Annotated in this window: 17 protein-coding genes; 11 read left to right on the top strand and 6 right to left on the bottom strand. The window is 74.0% G+C overall.

The window, feature by feature from the left end; translation table 11 throughout:
- Positions 1–118: 118 nt before the first annotated feature.
- On the bottom strand, positions 119–673 hold the full coding sequence (locus ACN267_RS24610; protein ID WP_421489745.1) for a TetR family transcriptional regulator: 555 nt from the start codon (positions 671–673) through the stop codon (positions 119–121).
- 100 nt (positions 674–773) lie between these two features.
- On the opposite strand from ACN267_RS24610, the gene ACN267_RS24605 reads away from it, so the two are divergent.
- Both ACN267_RS24605 and ACN267_RS24600 read left to right on the top strand, forming a co-directional pair.
- Complete coding sequence (locus ACN267_RS24605; RefSeq protein ID WP_421489744.1) at positions 774–2,036, top strand: FAD-dependent oxidoreductase; 1,263 nt, start codon at positions 774–776, stop codon at positions 2,034–2,036.
- 9 nt (positions 2,037–2,045) lie between these two features.
- Positions 2,046–3,677, top strand: coding sequence for a hypothetical protein (locus ACN267_RS24600; RefSeq protein ID WP_421489743.1), 1,632 nt, complete (start codon positions 2,046–2,048; stop codon positions 3,675–3,677).
- On the opposite strand, the gene ACN267_RS24595 is transcribed toward ACN267_RS24600, so the two are convergent.
- Positions 3,649–4,071: a DUF7144 family membrane protein gene (locus ACN267_RS24595; RefSeq protein ID WP_281901576.1), complete on the bottom strand. Its 423-nt coding sequence runs from the start codon at positions 4,069–4,071 to the stop codon at positions 3,649–3,651. The genes ACN267_RS24600 and ACN267_RS24595 overlap by 29 nt on opposite strands.
- Before the next feature lie 150 nt (positions 4,072–4,221).
- Between ACN267_RS24595 and ACN267_RS24590 the strand changes: the two genes are divergently transcribed.
- Both ACN267_RS24590 and ACN267_RS24585 read left to right on the top strand, forming a co-directional pair.
- On the top strand, positions 4,222–4,836 hold the full coding sequence (locus ACN267_RS24590) for a TetR/AcrR family transcriptional regulator (protein WP_145917209.1): 615 nt from the start codon (positions 4,222–4,224) through the stop codon (positions 4,834–4,836).
- Positions 4,837–4,941: 105 nt separating this feature from the next.
- Entirely contained in the window at positions 4,942–6,279 is a 1,338-nt protein-coding gene (locus ACN267_RS24585) for an acetyl-CoA carboxylase biotin carboxylase subunit (protein WP_421489742.1), read from the top strand.
- A gap of 91 nt (positions 6,280–6,370) precedes the next feature.
- Here ACN267_RS24585 and ACN267_RS24580 read toward each other — a convergent pair whose 3' ends face one another.
- Positions 6,371–7,258 (bottom strand): hypothetical protein, encoded by an 888-nt coding sequence (locus ACN267_RS24580; RefSeq protein ID WP_421489741.1) that lies wholly within the window; start codon positions 7,256–7,258, stop codon positions 6,371–6,373.
- Between the two features lie 472 nt (positions 7,259–7,730).
- Here ACN267_RS24580 and ACN267_RS24575 point away from each other — a divergent pair, with 472 nt between their 5' ends.
- Together ACN267_RS24575 and ACN267_RS24570 are read left to right on the top strand one after the other, a co-directional pair.
- Positions 7,731–7,865 (top strand): hypothetical protein, encoded by a 135-nt coding sequence (locus ACN267_RS24575; RefSeq protein ID WP_421489740.1) that lies wholly within the window; start codon positions 7,731–7,733, stop codon positions 7,863–7,865.
- Between the two features lie 169 nt (positions 7,866–8,034).
- On the top strand, positions 8,035–8,949 hold the full coding sequence (locus ACN267_RS24570; protein WP_372445969.1) for a hydroxymethylglutaryl-CoA lyase: 915 nt from the start codon (positions 8,035–8,037) through the stop codon (positions 8,947–8,949).
- Between the two features lie 88 nt (positions 8,950–9,037).
- On the opposite strand, the gene ACN267_RS24565 is transcribed toward ACN267_RS24570, so the two are convergent.
- Positions 9,038–9,607 (bottom strand): snapalysin family zinc-dependent metalloprotease, encoded by a 570-nt coding sequence (locus ACN267_RS24565; protein WP_204958406.1) that lies wholly within the window; start codon positions 9,605–9,607, stop codon positions 9,038–9,040.
- Positions 9,608–9,815: 208 nt separating this feature from the next.
- On the opposite strand from ACN267_RS24565, the gene ACN267_RS24560 reads away from it, so the two are divergent.
- The 3 genes from ACN267_RS24560 (at position 9,816) to ACN267_RS24550 (ending at position 15,372) form a co-directional block, all read left to right on the top strand.
- Complete coding sequence (locus ACN267_RS24560; RefSeq protein WP_204958407.1) at positions 9,816–11,348, top strand: acyl-CoA carboxylase subunit beta; 1,533 nt, start codon at positions 9,816–9,818, stop codon at positions 11,346–11,348.
- Between the two features lie 138 nt (positions 11,349–11,486).
- Positions 11,487–12,635, top strand: a complete 1,149-nt coding sequence (locus ACN267_RS24555) for an acyl-CoA dehydrogenase family protein (RefSeq protein WP_421489739.1) — start codon at positions 11,487–11,489, stop codon at positions 12,633–12,635.
- Between the two features lie 124 nt (positions 12,636–12,759).
- On the top strand, positions 12,760–15,372 hold the full coding sequence (locus ACN267_RS24550) for an ATP-binding protein (RefSeq protein ID WP_421489738.1): 2,613 nt from the start codon (positions 12,760–12,762) through the stop codon (positions 15,370–15,372).
- Between the two features lie 205 nt (positions 15,373–15,577).
- Here ACN267_RS24550 and ACN267_RS24545 read toward each other — a convergent pair whose 3' ends face one another.
- The gene (locus ACN267_RS24545; RefSeq protein WP_204958410.1) at positions 15,578–16,084 is read right to left on the bottom strand and encodes a MarR family winged helix-turn-helix transcriptional regulator; all 507 of its coding nucleotides are present in this window, start codon (positions 16,082–16,084) and stop codon (positions 15,578–15,580) included.
- 101 nt (positions 16,085–16,185) lie between these two features.
- On the opposite strand from ACN267_RS24545, the gene ACN267_RS24540 reads away from it, so the two are divergent.
- Both ACN267_RS24540 and ACN267_RS24535 read left to right on the top strand, forming a co-directional pair.
- Positions 16,186–16,764 (top strand): YceI family protein, encoded by a 579-nt coding sequence (locus ACN267_RS24540; RefSeq protein ID WP_088645742.1) that lies wholly within the window; start codon positions 16,186–16,188, stop codon positions 16,762–16,764.
- Between the two features lie 232 nt (positions 16,765–16,996).
- Positions 16,997–18,475 (top strand): glutamate--cysteine ligase, encoded by a 1,479-nt coding sequence (locus ACN267_RS24535; RefSeq protein WP_204958411.1) that lies wholly within the window; start codon positions 16,997–16,999, stop codon positions 18,473–18,475.
- Between the two features lie 22 nt (positions 18,476–18,497).
- Here ACN267_RS24535 and ACN267_RS24530 read toward each other — a convergent pair whose 3' ends face one another.
- Entirely contained in the window at positions 18,498–19,868 is a 1,371-nt protein-coding gene (locus ACN267_RS24530; RefSeq protein ID WP_421489737.1) for a hypothetical protein, read from the bottom strand.
- Positions 19,869–19,941: the final 73 nt, after the last annotated feature.

Raw genomic sequence — 19,941 nt, 5'->3', positions numbered from 1 at the left:
CGTGCCCCGGGTCGCCCCCGGCTGGGTCACGCTTGGGCGGATGTTGCGGTATCCAGCCCCGGGACACCGCAACATCCGCCCAATTGCACCCGGCGGCCGGCCGTTCGGCGGACGGCGGTCAGGTGGGGGCGCGGAGGTAGCGCTGGACGGTGGGGGCGAGCCAGGTGACCAGGTCGGCCGGCGGCATGTCGACGACCGGGGGCAGGCGTAGCACGTACCGGGTCAGCGCCAGGCCGAGCATCTGGCTGGCGACCAGACCGGCCCGCCGGGGTGCCTGCGCCGGATCGGGTACGACGGCGGCCACCGTCGCGCCGAGCTGGTCGGTGAAGACCGCCCGCATCCGGTCGGCCGCACCCTGGTTGGTGGCGGCGGTACGCAGCAGCGCGACCAGCGTCCCGTCGCCCTCCCAGCGGTCGAGGAAGTGCCGGACCAGCACCTCACCGAGCTGGTCGGTGGGCTGGTCGGTGAGGTCCGGCAGCCGCAGGTCGAACTCGGCGGCCGCCGCGAACAACCCCTCCTTGCTGCCGTAGTAGCGCATCACCATGGACGGGTCGATCCTGGCGTCGGCGGCGATGGCCCGGATGGTGGCGCGCTCGTATCCGTCGGCGGCGAACCGCTGCCGGGCCGCGGTCAGGATCGCGGCCCGGGTGGCGTCCGATCGGCGGGCGGTCATGTCCCCGACTCTATGCCAACAGGCGTTGACCTCCGGTGTCCACCCGGCCTACCGTTGCCAACAAATGTTGGCAAACGCTCGTTGGCAACGGAGGTGGGAGATGCTGCCCGCGCAGACCGACGTCCTGGTGGTGGGAGCCGGCCCGACCGGACTGACCGTCGCGGCCACCCTCGCCCGACAGGGCGTGGAGGTGACAGTGGTCGACCGGGCGTCCGCGCCGCCGGTCACCTCCCGGGCCGCCGTCGTGCACGCGTACACGCTTGAGGTGTTGGACCGGATCGGCGTCACCGCGCCACTGGTGGCCCGGGGGCTGCGGGCGTCGCGCTTCACCGTGCGGGACCGCGACCGGGTGCTGCTCACCCTCGGCTTCGGGGACCTGCCGTCGACGTACCCGTACGCGCTGCTGGTCTCCCAGTCGGTGACCGAGGCGGTGCTCACCGAGCGGCTGGCCGCCCTCGGCGGGCAGGTGCACCGGCCGTACCAGCTCACCGGCCTGGACCACGACGGCGACCGAGCGGTGGCCGGCTTCGCCGACGGGACGAGCGTGCGGGCCCGCTGGGTGGTCGGCGCGGACGGCATGCACAGCACCGTCCGTGACCTGGCCGGCATCGGCTTCGGTGGGCCGGCCGACCGGGGCGAGTCGTTCCTGCTCGCCGACGTCCGGGTGAACAGCGTGCTCCCCCGCGACGAGGTCGCCCTCTTCCTCGCCCGGCCGGGTCCGCTGGTGTGGGCACCCCTGCCGGACGGCGTGGTCCGGCTGGTCGCCGCCGTTGCCGACGCGCCCCGCGACCCGGACGCCGCCCGGCTCCAGGCGCTGCTCGACGAACGCGGCCCGACCCGGCGGCCGGACCGGGTGACCGACGTGCTCTGGAGTTCCCGGTTCCGCGTCCACCACCGGATCGCCGACCGCTACCGCCGTGGCCGGGTGCTGCTCGCCGGGGACGCGGCGCACGTGCACAGCCCGGCCGGTGGGCAGGGGATGAACCTCGGCATCTGCGACGCGGTGGCCCTCGGTGCCGCCCTCGGCGACGTCCTCGCCGGCCACCCCGACACCCTGCTGGACGACTACGCGGCCCGCCGTCGACCGCTCGCCGAGGAGGTCGTCGGCTTCGCCGCCAGGCTGACCCGGCTGGCCACCCTGCCGCCCGCCGGCCGGCCGCTGCGGGACCTGGCGCTACGCGCGGTGTCGGGGATGCCGCCGGTGCGCCGCCGGATCGCGCTGCGGCTCGCCGGCCTCCAGCAGCGCGCGACGCCCCCCATCGGGAGGACGAGCGGCAAGCCGGTCGGCGGTAGTTCGGCGGTAGACCCGACACGCGGTCGTCAGGCGGGGGAACCTGCTAGGGGAACCCCGGTCACCTGGTGAGGAGAGGGCGTGCACCGACCGCGAGCCCGGCTGACAGCGCTGTGCGCCCTGGCCGCCCTGCCCCCGGCGATCGAGGCGGTGCTGCTGGTCCGCCTCGGGTTCGTCGCCGCCGAAGGGCTGTCCTCCCAGGTCACCGCCGTCTGGCCGTACGACACCTACCACGACCTGCGCTGGCTGTACGTCTACCACGACTCGTGGCCCGACTTCCTGGTCGGACTGCTGCTGGTGATCGGGTTCCGGGCGCTGCTCACCACCGGGCTGGTCACGCTCGCCTGGCCCGCCGGGGTGGACCGGCCCGGTCTGCGCTGGCTGCTCGGCCGCAACCTCGGCCTGTCCGTCGTGGTCGTCGTGCTGGTCGCACCGTGGGCGTTGATCTCGGTGGCCGCCTCGGTGGTCGCGCTCTCCTGGGTGCTGCTCGCCTCGCTGCTGCCGATGTTCCTGCTCGCGCCGTTCCTGCAACGCGCCGCCGTGGTCGGGCCGTGGTGGCGTGGACTGCCGTCGATCTCCCTGGTCGGCTGGTCGCTGCTGAACTTCGTGGTGATCACCGTGGCGAGCGCGCTGTGCTGGAGCGTTCCCGGCTGGTGGACGGTGCCCGTCGCGCTGGTCGCCGGGGCGGCCAACGGGCTGCTCTGGGAACGCACCGTGCACGTCGCCGTGCTGGCCCCCCGGGTGCGCTGGGCGCGGGTGCCGGTCACCCCGATCGCCGTCGCGCTGGCCCTCGCCGTACCGCTGGCGATCCCGCTGCTGGTGCAGGTCGTCCCGGCCGGGGTGACGATCGAGCAGGTGGTGCTGGGGCAGCGGCTGCCCGCCGACGTCCGGCACGCGGTGATCGTCCTCGCCGGCCACGGGTCGGCCTACGACGGCACCCCGCCCGTCGACGCGAACGTGGAACGGTTCTCCTACCGGGGGTTGGACGGGGACGGTCGACCGCTGCCGTACCGGTCGTCGGACACCAACCGGTCGCTGGAGAGCGGGACCGCCCTGCTCCGGACACAGGTGGACCGCCTGCACGGGCGTACCGGCCGGCCGGTGGCGCTGATCGGGGAGAGCGAGGGGGCGATGCTCGCCCGTACCTACCTCGCAAAGCACCCGCACCCGGCGGTGGACACCCTGGTCATGTTCAGCCCGTTGATCAACGCGGGGCGGGCGTACTACCCGCCGGCCGGGGCGGCCCACGGCTGGGGTGTGGCCACCGGCTGGCAGCTCCGGGCCCTGCTCGGGACGATCGAACTGTTCGGGGTCACCGACGCCGGGCCGGACGAGCCGTTCATCCGCTCCCTGCTGGACAACGCGCCGTTCTACCGCAACCAGTTGATGTGCCCGGTGCCGGGCGTACGGATGGTGGCGTTCCTGCCGACCACCACGGCCACCGAGGCGCCCCCGGGCGAGTACACGGGCATTCCGGTGTTCCAGATGCCCGGGGTGCACGGCGGGCTGCTGGGCCGGTCCCTGGTCCAGGACCGCCTGATCCACTTCCTCGCCGGGGTGCCGGAGAGCCGGATGCGGCGGGAGTATCCGCTGCTCCAGCAGCTCGGTGCGGGTTGGCAGGCACCGCCGCTGGCGATCCGGGTCAACCCGGCCTGGAACGACGCCCGCCAGCCGGACCCGTCCTTCACCGGGAAGGTCTGCCAGCCGTCCTGACCCGGCTGCCGTCCCGGTCGCCGCGCCGGTGCCGGACGACCAGCCGGACGGCGGCGAGGGTCAGTCCCACCACGATCAACGCCTCGATCGGGTGGTACGGCGCGAACAGCACGTGTACGACGACGACGGCTGCCCCGACCACCAGGGCGGCCGTCACCCACCCGCGGCGACCGAAGGTGACGACCAGGCCGGTCGCCACCAGCAGCACCCCGCTCGCCACGTGCAGCCAGGCCCAGTTGGTGAGGTCGTAGAAGACCAGCCCGTCGGCGTGCAGCGAGACGTAGACGTCGCCGCTGTCGACGTCGCCGAACCCGGACAGCACGTCGAAGATGCCCGCGCCGACCAGTAGGCCACCGGCGAGCAGCAGCGACCGGTCCGGCCGTCGTGCCGTCATCCCACCCTCCCTCCCTTCCCAGGCTAGGGCCGGTGGGGCGTGCCGTCCGGCGATCACCGGCGGCACCCCCGCACGCGGCCACTGTCCGCCTGGTGAACCCGCGGGTAACCGAGGGGCCCCGGTGTCCGGCCCGAGGTCTACGCTTGCCGGGTGACTGTGGGGCAGCAGGCTAGGGGCAGCGCAGGCAGCGCGGGCCGGCGCCGGTCGAGGCGCGACGAGATCCTGGAGATCGCTGTCGGGCTCTTCGCCGCCCGCGGCTACCACGGGGTCTCCATGGACGACATCGGTGCGGCCGCCGGGGTGACCGGCCCCGCCCTCTACCACCACTTCGCCGGCAAGGAGGCGATGCTCGCCGCCGCGCTGATCCCGGTCAGCGAGGGGCTGCTCGACGGTGGCCGGGACCGGGCGGCCAGCCGTCCCGGCGACCCGCGTGGCGCGCTGGAGTCCCTGATCGACTTCCACGTCGACTTCGCGCTGGCGAACCCGGCCGTGATCGCCCTGCACCTGCACGAGCTGGACCGCCTCCCGGACGAGCCGCGCCGCCGCATCCGCAAGCTCCAACGGCTGTACGTCGAGGAGTGGGTGACCGTGCTGACCGCGCTGCACCCGGGGCTGCCCGACGGCGAGGCACGGGTGCTGGCGCACGCCGCGTTCGGCCTGATGAACTCGACCCCGTTCCTCGGCGGCGAGGTCGACCGGCGGCGTCGGGCGGCGCTGCTGCGGGCCGCCGCGCTGGCCGCCCTGCTCGCCGAGACCGACTCCTGACCCTCCCGCCCGACTCGTGGCCGACGGCCCGACCGTGGTTTCCTGGCATCCGTCCGCACCCCTGGACGTCGAGCAACCGTCCCCACCCTGGACGCTGGAGGAAACATGATCGAGTCGCTGTTGGTCGCCAACCGGGGCGAGATCGCCCGCCGGATCATCCGTACCGCGAAACGGCTCGGTGTCCGGGCGGTCGCGGTGCACTCGGAGGCCGACGCCGACCTGCCGTTCGTGGTCGAGGCCGACGAGGCGGTGTGCGTGGGACCGGCGAACCCGGCCCAGAGCTACCGCAACGTCGAGGCGATCCTGGCCGCCGCCGAGGCCACCGGCGCGCAGGCGATCCACCCCGGCTACGGCTTCCTGTCGGAGAACGCCGACTTCGCCCGTACGGTGCAGGCCCGTGGGCTGGTCTGGGTCGGGCCCGGCGCGGACGCGATCACCGCGATGGGCGACAAGATCAACGCGCGGAACCTGATGGCGGCGGCCGGGGTACCGGTCGCGCCCGGCACCACCGAGCCGGCCACCGACCTCGACGCGGCGGTCGCCGCCGCCACGGGGATCGGCTACCCGGTGATGGTCAAGGCCGCCGCCGGTGGCGGCGGGATGGGCATGGCGGTGGCCGCCGACGAGGCCGCGCTGCGCACCGAGTACGACAAGGTCCGCGCGTTCGCCGAGCGGATGTTCGGCGACGGCTCGGTGCTCATCGAGCGCTACTTCCCCCGGGTACGCCACGTCGAGGTGCAGATCCTCGGCCTGGCCGACGGCCGGGTGGTGGCGCTCGGCGAGCGGGAGTGCTCGGTGCAGCGGCGCAACCAGAAGCTGGTCGAGGAGTCCCCCTCCCCGGCGGTCTCCCCGGAACTGCGGGCGCGGTTCCTGGCCGCCGCCGTACGGGCCGGCGAGGCGGTCGGCTACCGCAACGCGGGCACCGTGGAGTGCCTGCTCGACCCGGCCACGCAGGAGTTCTTCTTCCTGGAGATGAACACCCGGCTCCAGGTGGAGCACCCGGTGACCGAGCTGGTCTACGGCGTCGACCTGGTCGAGGAGCAGCTGCGGGTGGCGGCCGGCCTGCCACCGACCTTCGACCCGGACGCGCTGACCCCGCGCGGGCACGCGATCGAGCTGCGGATCAACGCGGAGGACCCGAAGCGGTTCCTGCCCGGCCCCGGCGTCATCGGCACCTGGGTGGAGCCGACCGGCGCGGGGGTACGCGTCGACTCCGGCTACGTCGCCGGCAACACGGTGACCCCGTTCTACGACAGTCTGCTGGCCAAGCTCGTCGTCGCCGGGGCGGACCGGGCCGAGGCGATCGAACGGGCCCGGACGGCGGTGGCCGGCTTCGCGGTCGCCGGCCCGAAGAACAACCTGCCCTTCTTCGCCGAGCTGCTGGACAACGAGGAGTTCGTCTCCGGCGACTACGACACCGGCATCGTCGGCCGGATGCGCTGACCCCGGCGTGGCCGACCACGGGTCCGCCGACCCGGATCCCGTGGTCGGGCCGGCCTGATCCCCCGGGTCCGCCTGGAGCGGGCCCGGGGGATCAGGCCCGCCGCGTCCCGCCCGGCGGGTACGGCCGGGGCATCGGCCGGTGCGGTGGCGGGCCGACGACGTCGAGGCGGGGCGGCAGCGACACCGTGTCGATCCGGGGTGGGCGGTGCCGACCGGCCGGGGCGTCGTTGGTCGGGGTCGGGCCGGCGGGGAAGTGCCCCGGGTTGCGGTCCTTGCGGGCCAGCCCGTCGAGCAGGGCCGCCTCCCGTCCGGACGGGTCCGCCGGGTGGGTGCCCCCGTCGGGGAGCCGGTGGGGGCGGCCCTTCGGGACCGTCCGGTGCACGGCGTCGAGGGTGGCGCGGAGCAGTTCGTTCTCGGCTTCCCGCGCGGCCACCGTACGGCGCAGCACGGCGTTCTCCGCGCGGAGCTGGGCGATGACCAGCCCGGCGTCACCCTCGGCACGGGCTGCCCCGCCGGTGGCGGTCCCCGGCGGCCCGCAGCCGTCGGGGTGGGCCCGGTCGGCGGCCGGTCGGCGGTCCGTCGGCGGCTCGCCCCGGGCCGCCTCGTAGAGCCGCTCGAACCGGCTCAGGGTGGCCGCCCGGTCGGCTGCCGCGACGGTGCACTCGACCACCAGCACCACGGTCTGCCACGGCGGTCCCTTGGTCTCGGTGGTGAAGTGCCGGGACAGCCGCTTGCGCCAGGTGTCCCGGTCCCGGCCCGGCCGGTTGCGGCAGATCCGTTCGGCCAGCCTGCTCCAGGTGTCGACAGTCCCGAACTCCGGAGACCGCTCGATGAGGTCGCGGACCGCCAGCGCGTACTCGGACACCGCCGGCGACCCGTACCGGGCCGCGTAGCCGGCGGCCAGGTGCTCGCGTGGGACGAGCCAGTGCCGCTGGTGCCGTCCCCGGTCCGGGGACGGCGTGCTGGTGTGGGAGGACATGGGCGGACCTTTCGTGCGGAGAGCTGCCTGACCCGGGAAGGTATTCGTACCCTCCATCCGCAAATCGTGAGCGTTTCGGCCTGTTTCCGTGGTCAGTTTCTGGCCGGGTCGTTGTCCGGGTAGGGCCGGGTGCCGTCCGGGTTGGACGGTCCCGGGCCCGGTGCGGTGCCGGTGTCCGGCAGCAGTCGGTGGACGGTCCACTTTGGCCGCCCGTCCCGGTGCTGCCCGGCCAGAACGGCGTGCGGCGCGGCCCGGCCGGTCGTTGGGCCCGTCATGCGACCGGATCGGTCGCCGCGCGTTCGTCGGCGGTCGGTCGACGCCCGCGCGGCGGGAACCGGTCGCGCCACCGGGGCGGTGGAGAGGCCATCGCCTGTCATGCGGCGTGGGGGCGGAGAACATGGGAAGCGGAAGACTGACCGACGGCGCGTGCCCGCGCCCCGACCGTCGTCGGGTGGGCCGGAACCTGCGGTCGATGTCGCTGTTCGCGGAGGGTGCGGTGGCGATGGCGCTGGTCCTGGGCCGGGAGGACGCGGTGGCCTGGGCGGGCGCGGTCGCGGCGGTGCTGCGTAGCGCCGCCGAGCTGGTGGAGGGACCGCCGGCCCGGTGATCTCCCGGGGCGGCCGGCACCCGGGCGGTCCGGGGGTGACGTGGCGGCGGCGGCCGGCGTGGTGGTTCCCTGGAGGGACCACCTGTCGTCCGGCGTCGCCGGCCGTCGCCCCCACGAGGGGCGGCGACGCGGGACACCCCCGGCGACCAGATGTCACAGCGAGGTGACCATGAGTCAGATGCCAGCGGCGGTGTCGATCCGCGAGGTCGGGCCGCGCGACGGGCTCCAGAACGAGGAGCCGATCCCCACCGGGGCCAAGGTGCGGCTGCTCGACGCCCTCTCCGGCACCGGCGTGCGCCGGATCGAGGCGGTGTCGTTCGTGCACCCGAAGGCGATCCCGCAGATGGCCGACGCCGACGAGGTGTGGCGGCGGGCCGGGAAGGTCGAGGGGGTCCGCTATTCGGCGCTGGTGCCCAACACCCGTGGTGCCGAGCGGGCCCTGGCCGCCGGTTTCACCGAGATCGAGGTGGTGGTCTCGGCCAGCGACACGCACAACCGGCGTAACGTCAACCGCTCCACCGCCGAGTCGCTCGACGACATCGCCGCGCTGATCGACCTGCTGCACGGCGCGGGCGCGCGGGCCGAGGTGATCGTGGCGACCAGCTTCGGCTGCCCGTACGAGGGGGACGTCGACCCGGGGCGGGTCGCCGGGATCGTCGAGCGGGTGGTCCGCGACGGCGCGGACCGGGTCGCGTTCGGCGACACCACCGGCATGGGTACGCCCCGACGGGTCCGCGAGCTGGTCACCGCCGTCCGCGACCGGGAGCCCGACGTGCCGGTGCTGCTGCACTTCCACAACACCAGGGGAACGGCGTTGGCGAACCTGCTGACCGCCCTGGAACTGGGGGTCACCGAGTTCGACGCCAGCGTCGGCGGCCTGGGTGGCTGCCCGTACGCGCCGGGGGCGAGCGGGAACCTGGCCACCGAGGAGGCGGTGCACATGCTGCACGACATGGGCATCGACACCGGCATCGACCTGGACGCCCTGGTCGGGGTCGCCGAGTTGGCCGAGGAACTGCTCGGCAAGCGGCTGCCGTCGGGGGTGCTGCGGGCCGGCCCGCGTACCCGGTTGACCGCCCGCTGAGGGGCGGCCGACCGCGCGGCTGGGAGACCGGAGAGACGCGGGGAGGGGCCGGCGTGGTGCCGGCCCCTCCGTCGGATCGCCTCGCGGGTCAGCCCACGGTGAGCAGACCCGGCCAGCTGTCCTTGAAGACCTGGCTGCCGGTGCCGCTGCGGCGGTCGTTGGCGCTGAGGGTGCCGGCGAACAGGCTGCTCACCCGGTTCGCCTCGGTGGTGCTCGGGTACGGGTTGGTGCAGCTGGTGCCGGCGCTGCCGCCGGACATCAGGATCGCGCAGTTGCCGTTGTAGTTGTCGGGCAGGCCGAGGATGTGCCCGATCTCGTGGGTCATGATCCGCAGCGGGCTGTACTGGGCGGCCTGCTGGGTGTCGATGTAGACCCGGCCGTTGCCGAGGCTGGTGCGCTGGGCGTACGAGCCGCCGCCGGTGATCTGGTAGATCCGCAGGTTGGTGCCGCAGTTCGCGGTGAGCGTCAGGTTGGTGGTGGCGTTGTTCCAGATCGACGCGGCCTGGTTGGCGACGCTCGCGTAGCTGGGCGCCTGGCTGGTGTTGTAGCAGATGGTCATCGCGGCGGAGGCGGGCGCGGGGTTGGCGACCGTGATGCCGAGGGTCGCCGTCGCGGTCGCCAGGGCGGCGACGGCGAGGCGCTTGACGCGTGAGTTCATGACTCACTCCAATCCGGAGGGGGTGTCTGGAGCGTAGCCATATCGATAGTTGAGTATCAATATCCAGGGGGGAAGTCGGTCGGGTGGTCGGGCGGGGCCCGGATGCGCTAGCCTAACGATCGTTCAGGCTGGTCGGCGCGTCCACCACGACGCCCACGGCGGCATGGCGGTCGGGCGCGCCCACGAGGCGCGGGGCGAGGGGGTCGGCGTGACGCTCGACGGTGAGGCACTGGAGCAGCTACGCAAGCGGGCCCGCTCCGGCGGTGCCGACAAATACCATGCGGCCAACGCCGGCAAGGGCAAGCTGTTCGCCCGGGAACGGGTCGCGCTCCTGGTCGACGAGGGCTCCTTCGTCGAGGACGGCCTCTACGCCAACGCCCTGGCCGAGGGGCTGCCCGCCGACGGCGTGGTCACCGGCACCGCCACCATCGACGGCCGGCCGGTCTGCCTGATGGCCAACGACTCCACGGTCAAGGCCGGCAGCTGGGGCGCGCGCACCGTCGAGAAGATCATCCGGATCATCGAGCGGGCCTACTCGACAGGCGTGCCGATGGTCTACCTGGTCGACTCGGCCGGCGCCCGGATCACCGACCAGGTCGACCTCTTCCCCGGCCCCCGGGGCGCCGGCAAGATCTTCTGGAACCAGGTCCGCGCCTCCGGGGCGATCCCACAGGTCTGCGCGCTGTTCGGGCCGAGCGCCGCCGGCGGGGCGTACATTCCGGCGTTCTGCGACGTGGTGGCCATGGTCGAGGGCAACGCCAGCATGTACCTCGGCTCCGACCGGATGGTCGAGATGGTCACCGGGGAGAAGACCACCCTGGAGGCGATGGGCGGGGCCCGGGTGCACTGCGCCGAGTCCGGTGTCGGGCACTTCCTGTGCAGGACCGAGGCCGACGCGCTCGACGTGGTGAAGACCTACCTGTCGTACCTGCCGTCGAACTGGCAACAGCAGCCGCCGGCCGCCCCGGCCGTCGCCGCGCCCGCCAAGGCCGACCTGGCCGCGCTGGTGCCGGCCAGCGAGCGGCAGGCGTTCGACATGCGCCGGTACGTCAGGGGCCTGCTCGACGAGGGTTCGTTCTTCGAGATCCAGGCGCTCTGGGCCAGGGAGCTGACCGTCGGCTTCGGTCGGCTCGACGGTGAGGTCGTCGGCGTGGTCGGCAACAACTCGATGTTCAAGGGCGGGGTGCTCTTCGTCGACTCGGCCGACAAGGCGACCCGGTTCGTGCAGCTCTGCGACGCGTTCAACGTGCCGCTGCTGTTCCTGAGCGACGTGCCCGGGTTCATGGTCGGCAGCGCGGTGGAGAAGCAGGGCATCATCCGGCACGGGGCCAAGATGATCACCGCGATCTCCGAGGCGACCGTACCCAAGATCTGTGTGGTGGTCCGCAAGGCGTACGGCGCGGGTCTCTACGCGATGGCCGGCCCCGGTTTCGCGCCGGACGCGACGATCGCCCTGCCCACCGCGAAGATCGCGGTGATGGGGGCCGAGGCCGCCGTCAACGCCGTCTACGCCAACAAGATCGCGGCGATCGCCGACGAGACCGAACGGGCCGCCTTCGTCGCCGCCAAACGGGCCGAGTACGAGCGGGACATCGACGTGGTGCGGCTCGCCAGCGAACTGGTCATCGACACGATCGTCGAACCGCACGAGCTGCGCGCCGAACTGGTCCGCCGGTTCGCCGCCGCCCGCAGCAAGGACCGGCACTTCTCCCGCCGCCGGCACGGGGTCACCCCGGTCTGACCGACCGCCAGACCCCTACCGGCCCGCCCGGTCGAGCCGCCGCCACCACCGTCGACCGGGTCCGACCGGTCGCCCACCCGATCCGCCGTTCCCGGCGTCACGAGCGCCCGGGGGCGGCACCCGTACCAGGAGGAACCGATGGACTTCCGGCTCAGCGAGGAGCACGAGGCGCTGCGGGACAGCGTGCGGGACTTCGCCCGCGAGACGGTCGCCCCGGTGATCGCCGAGCACTACGAGCGGCACACCTTCCCGTACGAGATCGTCCGGCAGATGGGCAAGATGGGGCTGTTCGGCCTGCCCTTCCCCGAGGAGCACGGCGGCATGGGCGGCGACTACTTCGCGCTCTGCCTGGCCCTGGAGGAACTGGCCCGGGTCGACTCCAGCGTGGCGATCACCCTGGAGGCGGCGGTCTCCCTCGGCGCGATGCCGATCTACCGGTTCGGCACCGCCGAGCAGCAGGCCCGCTGGCTGCCGAAGCTGCTCAGCGGCGAGGCTCTCGCCGGGTTCGGGCTGACCGAGCCGGGCACCGGCTCGGACGCGGGTGGCACCCGGACCCGGGCCGTCCTGGACGGCGACGAGTGGGTGATCAACGGGTCGAAGGCGTTCATCACCAACTCGGGCACCGACATCACCGCGTTGGTCACCGTCACCGCGGTCACCGGCACCAACCCGGACGGCTCGAAGGAACTCTCCACCATCATCGTGCCGTCGGGGACACCCGGCTTCACCGTCGCGCCCGGGTACTCGAAGGTGGGGTGGAACGCCTCGGACACCCACGAGCTGACCTTCGACGACTGCCGGGTGCCGGCCGGGAACCTGCTCGGCGAGCGCGGTCGGGGCTTCGCCCAGTTCCTGCGCATCCTCGACGAGGGGCGGATCGCCATCGCCGCGCTGGCCGTCGGCCTCGCCCAGGGCTGCGTCGACGAGTCGGTGAAGTACGCGAAGGAGCGCCAGGCGTTCGGTCAGCCGATCGGCAACTACCAGGCCATCCAGTTCAAGATCGCCGACATGGAGTCGAAGGCGCACACCGCCCGGCTGGCCTACCACGACGCCGCCGCCCGGATGCTCGCCGGTGAGCCGTTCAAGCGGCAGGCGGCGATCGCCAAACTGCACGCCAGCACCATCGCCGTGGACAACGCCCGGGAGGCCACCCAGATCCACGGCGGCTACGGATTCATGAACGAGTACCCGGTGGCCCGGTTCTGGCGGGACTCCAAGATCCTGGAGATCGGCGAGGGCACCTCCGAGGTGCAGCGCATGATCATCGCCCGCGACCTGGGGCTGTGACCATACCCGCGCGACGGGTCCGCCGCCGGCCGGGAACGGTGCTCTGTCGGGTATCCGCAGCCCTTCGTCAGTAGGCCGACGAAGGGCTGCCCGACGTCGTATCCCGTCCGTACCCTTCCTGCCCATGACCCCGGATCATGATCACTCGCCCGCGGGTGGTCGTACCCCGATCGGGGAGCTGGTGCGGGCCCACCGCCTGGCCGCCGGTCTCACCCAGACCGACCTGGCCCAGCGGGCCGGGGTCGGCGTGCGGACGGTCCGCGACCTGGAACGCGGCCGGGCCCACCGGCCGCACCGCACCACCGCCGAGCTGATCGCCGGGGCGTTCGGCCTGACCGGCGCGGCCCGCGCCGCCTTCCTCGCCAGCGCCCGCGGCCAGGCCGCGACCACCCCGGTCGCCCCGGGCGTCGCCGGGCTGCCGGACCGCACGCCCGGCGTCGGCACCGTCCCCCGCGACCCCGACCTCCCGGGTACGCCGATGGCGCTGCCCCCGGCGGTCGAGCTGATCGGCCGGGAACGGGAACTCGCCGAGCTGACCGGCCTGCTGACCGGTGACGGCTGGCCGCCGGTGCTGAGCCTGGTCGGCCTGGCCGGGGTGGGCAAGACCGCGCTCGCCCTGGCCGTGGCGCACGCGGTGGCCGACGCCCACCCGGGCGGGGTGGCCGGCGTGCTGGTCGGCACCGGCTCCGACGCCAACGACGTGCTCGCCGCGGCCTGCGCGGTGCTCGGCGCGGCCCGGCTCGCCGAGCTGGCCGCCCGGCTGCGGGGCCGCCCGGCGCTGCTGCTGGTGGACGCGATCGAACGGGCCCCGGACCCGGTGGCCGAGGTGGTGCACCTGCTCGTCGCGGCGGTGCCCACCCTGCGGGTGGTGGCGACCGGTCGGCATCCGGTCGGCATCCCCGGCGAACTCGTCCGCCCGGTGGCCCCGCTGGAGGTGCCCCCCGCCGGGGTGGTCGACCCGGCCGAGCTGGGCCGGTGGCCGGCGGCGGCCCTGTTCACCGCCCGGCTGACCCGGGTCCGCCCGGAACCGCCCGGCCCGGACGAGCTGCCCGCCCTCACCGCGCTGGTCCGCCGGCTCGACGGCCTGCCGCTGGCGATCGAGCTGATGGCGGCCCGGGGCCGCATCCTCGACCTGCCCGAACTGCTCGACCGGTACGGCGACCGGGTGCTCGACCTGGCCGGCCCGGATCTCGGCGGACGGGGCTGGGAGGCCGCGCCGCCGGGGCGTACCGACGACCCGGCCCGGTCCACGGTCGCGGTGACCCTGCGCGAGGCGGTCGCCACCAGCTACCGGCTGCTCGACGGGTGGGAGCAGGCGGCGCTGCGCCGGCTCTCGGTGTTCGCCAACCGGTGGTCGGTGGAGCTGGCCGAGGAACTGCTCGCCGACGACCCGGACCCGGCGGTGGTGGTCGACCCGGTGCCGCTGCTCGACCGGCTGGTCGAGTTGGGCCTGCTCAGCGTCCGGGGTGCCGGGCCGCTGCGGTTCCGCCTGCTCGACGCGGTCCGCGAGTACGCCGTCGAGCAGGCCGCCGGCCGGGGCGAGCTGACCGCCGTCCGTCGCCGGCACGCCGTGGTGATCACCAGGCTGGTGACCCGTACCGCGCCGGACCTGGTCGGGGCGCGACAGCCGGCGGCCGTCCGTCAGCTCGACGAGGCGACAGGCGACATCGGCGCGGCACTGGCACACGCCGCCGGGGACGATCCGGTCACCGCGCTGCGGCTGGCCGCCTGCCTGACCCGCTGGTGGCGGATGCGGGGGCGGGACGTCAGCGGCCGGCAGTGGCTGTGCCGGCTGCTGGCCGATCCCCGTACCGCCGACGCCGATCCGGTGCTGCGGGCCTGGGCGCTGCTCGGGGTGGCCCGGCTGGCCGCCGAGCACGGCGCGGCGGCGCAGGAACTGCCCGCCGCCCGGGCCGCGCTCGCGGTGCTCGCCGGGCGGGCCGACGTGGCCGGGGAGTTGGCGGCGCGGACTATCCTCGGCACCCTGCTGGTCGCGACCGGTGGCTACGACGAGGCGGCCGAGCAGGCGCACGCGGTGCTGACCCTGGCCACCCGGCACGGCCGGACCCGGGACATGGCGGTCGCCCAGCACCATCTGGCCTGGCACGAGATCCGTCTCGCCGACCTGTCGGCGGCCCGGCGTCGGCTGGCCGCGGTGGACCGGCTGGCCGCCCAGTGCGGGGAGCCCCGGCTGCGTCTGCTGGCCCGGGCCGACCTGGCCGAGGTGGCCCGGTTGGAGGGGCGTCTCGGTGACGCGGTGGACCAGGGCCGGCGGGTGGTCGCCGCGCTGGCCGGGGTGGGTGATCCGGGGCACCGGCGGCGGGTGCTCGGCACCGTGGGGCTGGCGTTGGCCCGCTCGGGCCGGCTCGACGAGGCCGCCGAGATCCTGGCCGAGCTGCGCTGCGACGGTCGTCCGACGCCGCCCGGGTCCCGGTCGGAGCCGGGCGCGGCCGGGAGCCGGCCCGGCGGTGGCGGGCCGGTCCGGGCGGAGGAGTCGGTGTGCGCGCTGATCGAGGGCACCATGGCCCGGCACCGGGGGGACCGGGAGCTGGCGGCGGAGTGGTTCGCGGTGGCGGAGACCGCCGGTGCGGCCGGTCAGGACCGGCGGGATGTGGTCGAGGCCCTGGTCGGGCTGGCCGTGAGCACCGGCTCGGCCGAGGTGCGGGAGCGGCTGGCGCAGGCGTGCCGGCGCGGCGGCATCCGGTTGCTGCCGGACGAGGAACGCCTGCTGGGCTAGACGCGGGGGTGGCGCGAGCGAGCGAGCCCCCTGGTCAAACCCCTCGCTCGATCGCTCGCGCCGGCACCCCCCGGTGCTCCCCCGCGGGATGAAGGCTAGCCAGCCGGGCCGTCCGTTTTGCGGCGATCGGCGGCTCTGTGACCGGTGGGTCGGACGGGTTCTGCCGCTTTTTCTGCCGGTCCGCCGGCATCCTGGTGACGGACGGTCAGCAGGATGCCGGCGGCTCGTCGGTCGGTGCCTGGTCGGTGCTGCCGGCGGTCGCCCCCGGGTGGACGGCGTCGCGTACCCGGCGCAGGCCGTCCAGCATGGCGGCGAGGGTGGCGGGTTCGAGTTGGCCGGTGAACCACTGCTCGATGATCTGGAGGTGGCCGGGCAGGGTCTCGTCCAGCCGCTGCATGCCGGCCGGGGTGACCACCGCGTACGAGCTGCGCCGGTCGGAGGGGCAGGCGCGGCGGCGGAGCAGCCCGTCGCGTTCCATCCGGTCCACCACCCGGGTGACGCCGCTGGTGGACAGGGAGGTCTGTGCGGCCAGGTCGGTCATCCGTAGTTGGTTACCGGGGGAGCGGGCCAGGCGCATCAGCACCTCGAACTCGACCGCGGAGACGCCGTGCTCCTCGTACTGGGCGGTGAACCGGGCGGTCAGCCCGGCGTGCGCCTCGACCAGCAGGCCGACGGCGGTGATCCGGGGGTCGTCGAACACAGTCTCGTCCACCAGGCCATCCTAGCAGTGCTTGACACGGGGAATATTGCTGCGGTTATAGTTGCTCAGGCAGTCGTTGGGCTACTAAACAATCTTCCCCGGAGGGCAGTTACATGACCAGCACCGAGTCGGTTACCCGCGACTGGGACGGCCTCACCATCCCCGCCGCCGGCACCTACCTGCTGGACGCCGCGCACAAGCGGGTGGGCTTCGTCGCCCGGCACATGATGGTCAGCAAGGTACGCGGCGAGTTCGCCGACGCCACCGCCACCATCACCGTCGCCGAGGACCCGCTGCAGTCCTCGGTCACCGCCACCATCCAGGCGGCCAGCATCAACACCGCCCAGGCCGACCGGGACGGCCACCTGCGCAGCCCCGAGTTCCTCGACGTCGAGCAGTTCCCGACGCTGGAATACCGCAGCACCGCCGTGAAGTCCCACGACGGCAACGAGTTCGTCCTGCTCGGTGACCTGACCATCAAGGGCGTCACCCGCCAGGTCGAGCTGGAGGTCGAGTTCGAGGGCGTCGGCCGCACCCCGTTCGGCACCGACGTGTTCGGCTTCACCGCCAGCACCGAGATCGACCGTGAGGACTTCGGCCTGACCTGGAACGTCGCCCTGGAGACCGGTGGCGTGCTGGTCGGCAAGAAGATCAAGATCGAGATCGAGGGCGAGGCCATCCGGCAGGCCTGAGCCCGGCACGGGAAGCCCCCGCTCACCGCGAGCGGGGGCTTCCCCATGTCCGCGTGCGGATTGTCACTGTCCGGCGACGGCGGCATCCGGTGCTGGTGGACGGCCGCTGGGTAGAAAAGCGGGACAGCGCATACCCGGTGGGCACTGGCCCCGGCGCGTGGGCGCTCCTATGGTGGTTCACACTGCGCGCCGGGACGGTGACCGTCCCGCGCGTCTCACGCCTGGAGGAAACATGGGTAGGGACGTCGAGCAGGGCGCGTTCTCCCGGGAGGACCGGGTCCGCTACCGGCAGAAGGTGCGGCGCTGCCTGGACGTCTTCGCGTTGATGCTCGACGACTTCGGCTTCGACGCCGACCGGCCGATGACCGGCCTGGAGATCGAACTCAACCTGATGGATCCGGACGCCGAGCCGGCGATGCGCAACGACGAGATCCTCGCCGCGATCGCCGACCCGCTCTTCCAGACCGAGCTGGGGCAGTTCAACCTGGAACTGAACGCGACGCCCCGGTTGATCGAGGGGGCCGGGTTCGCCAACTACGAGACCGACCTGCGCAGCAGCCTGGACCGGGCCGACGAGCGGGCGGCCAAGTCGGACGCCCGGATCGTCATGGTCGGCATCCTGCCCACCCTGACCGAGCAGCACCTGGTGGCCGACAACCTCTCCACCAACGAGCGCTACCGGGTGCTCAACGACCAGATCGTCGGTGCCCGGGGCGAGGACATCGAGCTGGACATCCGGGGGGTGGAGCAGCTCCGTACGCACACCGACTCGATCGTCCCCGAGGCCGCCTGCACCAGCCTCCAGTTCCACCTCCAGGTCGCCCCGGACAGCTTCGCCGACTACTGGAACGCCTCCCAGGCCATCGCCGGCGTCCAGGTCGCCGTCGGCGCGAACTCGCCGTTCCTCTACGGCCGGCAACTCTGGGCCGAAACCCGGATCGCCCTGTTCCAGCAGGCCACCGACACCCGCCCGGACGAGTTGAAGGCCCAGGGGGTACGCCCCCGGGTGTGGTTCGGGGAACGCTGGATCACCTCGATCTTCGACCTGTTCGAGGAGAACGTCAGGTACTTCCCGCCGCTGCTGCCGATCTGCGCCGACGAGGACCCGGTCGAGGTGCTGCACTCCGGTGGTGTCCCGCAACTGTCCGAGCTGCGACTGCACAACGGCACCGTCTACCGCTGGAACCGCCCGGTGTACGACATCATGAACGGCCGTCCGCACCTGCGGGTGGAGAACCGGGTGCTGCCGGCCGGCCCGACCGTGGTCGACATGCTGGCCAACGCCGCCTTCTACTTCGGGCTGGCGCGCGGGCTGGCCGAGTCCGACCGGCCGATCTGGAGCCAACTCACCTTCAGCTCCGCCGAGGAGAACTTCCACGCCGCCGCCCGCCGGGGCCTCGACGCGGTGCTGCACTGGCCCCGGCTCGGCGAGGTGCCGGTCACCAGGCTGGTCCTCGACACCCTCCTGCCGAAGGCGGCCACCGGGCTGGACCGGTTCGGGGTCGCCCCGGCCGAACGGGACCGCCTGCTCGGCATCATCGAACAGCGCTGCCGTACCGGCCGCAACGGCGCGGTCTGGCAGACCGAGACGGTGTGGGCCGCGCAGCGGCACCGCAACCTGGACCGGGACGCGGCGCTGCGCCACATGGCCAACCGGTACGCCGAACTCCAGCGCAGCAACGAACCGGTGCACACCTGGCCGGTGGACTGAACCACCGGCGGGCGGTCGACGGTCAGGGGGTGCGGCGACCGGGGCGGGGCCTGGGCACGGCGGGCGGATCCGTCGGGCGTACCCCCGCCGGCCCGTCGCCCGGCTGGGCGTCGCCCGGCGCTCCGGCGTCCTGGTCCGCCCCGGGGCCGGCGGATGGCGCACCGGTGGCCGGGGCGCTCCGGCCCCGACGGACCGGCCGGGCCCGACCGACCGCCGGCGCGGCGGAACCGCCCCCGGCGTCCGGCACGGGCGTGGGGGAACCGTCCCCGGCGGCCGGCGTCGGCACGGCGTGACCACCCGGGTCGGCCGGACCGGTCGTGCCGGCGACGGAGGTCGGCTGCCGGTCGGGGGTGGCGTCGACCACAGTGCCGGTCGACGGTTCCGCCGCGTCGGCCGGGAGGTCGGGCCGGGTGTCCGGTTCGGAGGGCGCGACCGGGTCGGTGCCGGCCGGCAGGTCGTCCGGTCCGCCGGTACGCGGACGGGGCACCGACGGCGTCGTCCGGGCGGCGGCCCGTCGTTCGGCCCGCTGGGCGAGCGAGGCCACCAGCACCGACCCGGCCGCGCCGACGACGACCGCGTAGGGCGCGACGAGGTGGGCCGAGACCTGGGCCGGGGAGATCGTGGCCAGTCGGGGCACGGCGAGGAAGTAGGCCACCGCGACGAGCAGCGGCCCGGCGGCCCCGGAGACCACCGCACCGAGCCGCAGCTCGGGCGTTCGGGCGGCCCGTCGGGCGGCCGACGCGCCGATCAGCAGGGCCGAGCCCAGGGTCAGCAGCGCGCCCGGCCAGTAGAGGTGGTCCCGCCACCAGAACCGGGGGCTGTCCTGGGCGATCTGCCAGATGCCGAGCTGGGCGCTGGTCAGCCCCCGGCCGGCGAGCACCCCGTCGACGACGGAGACCACGGCCAGCAGCCAGAGCCAGCCGACGGTGGCGATCACGTTCGTCGCGGCGGCCCGCGAGTGCAGCGCCCAGACGGCCGCCACCAGGCCCACCAGCACGCCCACCCCGGCGTACCCGGCCGCGACGGTCTGCGGTGAGAAGGTCTCCGGTACCGAGGCGGCCCGCGACGGCACCGCGACCAGCAGCACGGTGATCAGCGCGCCGACCGCGCCCGCCACCGCGAGGGTGACCCGGTGCAGCGCACTGCCGGCGGCGACGTCCCCGCCCCGCTCGTGCAGCCGCTGGGCGCAGACCGCCCCGGCGACGGTGGAGACGGCGGCGATCCAGGTAGCCCAGGCGAGGCTGGCGAACCAGGACGGTTCGGTGGCCCCGACGTCGACCGGCGCCCAGTTGATGATGCCCAGGCCGTAGCCGAAGCCCAGCTGCGCGGCGCCCACACCGGCGGCGACGCCCAGCGCGGTGAGCACCGATCCTCCCCAGCCCCGTCCCGCCATGCCGGGACTGTAGCGTTCCCCGGTCGGGGCGGCGAGTCGGACGAGCATCGGAGCACGGCCGGTGACCACTGGG

This window comes from Micromonospora sp. WMMD734 (assembly GCF_049178975.1).
GTDB lineage: Bacteria > Actinomycetota > Actinomycetes > Mycobacteriales > Micromonosporaceae > Micromonospora > Micromonospora wenchangensis.
Note: the sequence above shows the minus strand (reverse complement) of the source record. Positions and strands in the feature narration are given on the sequence as shown.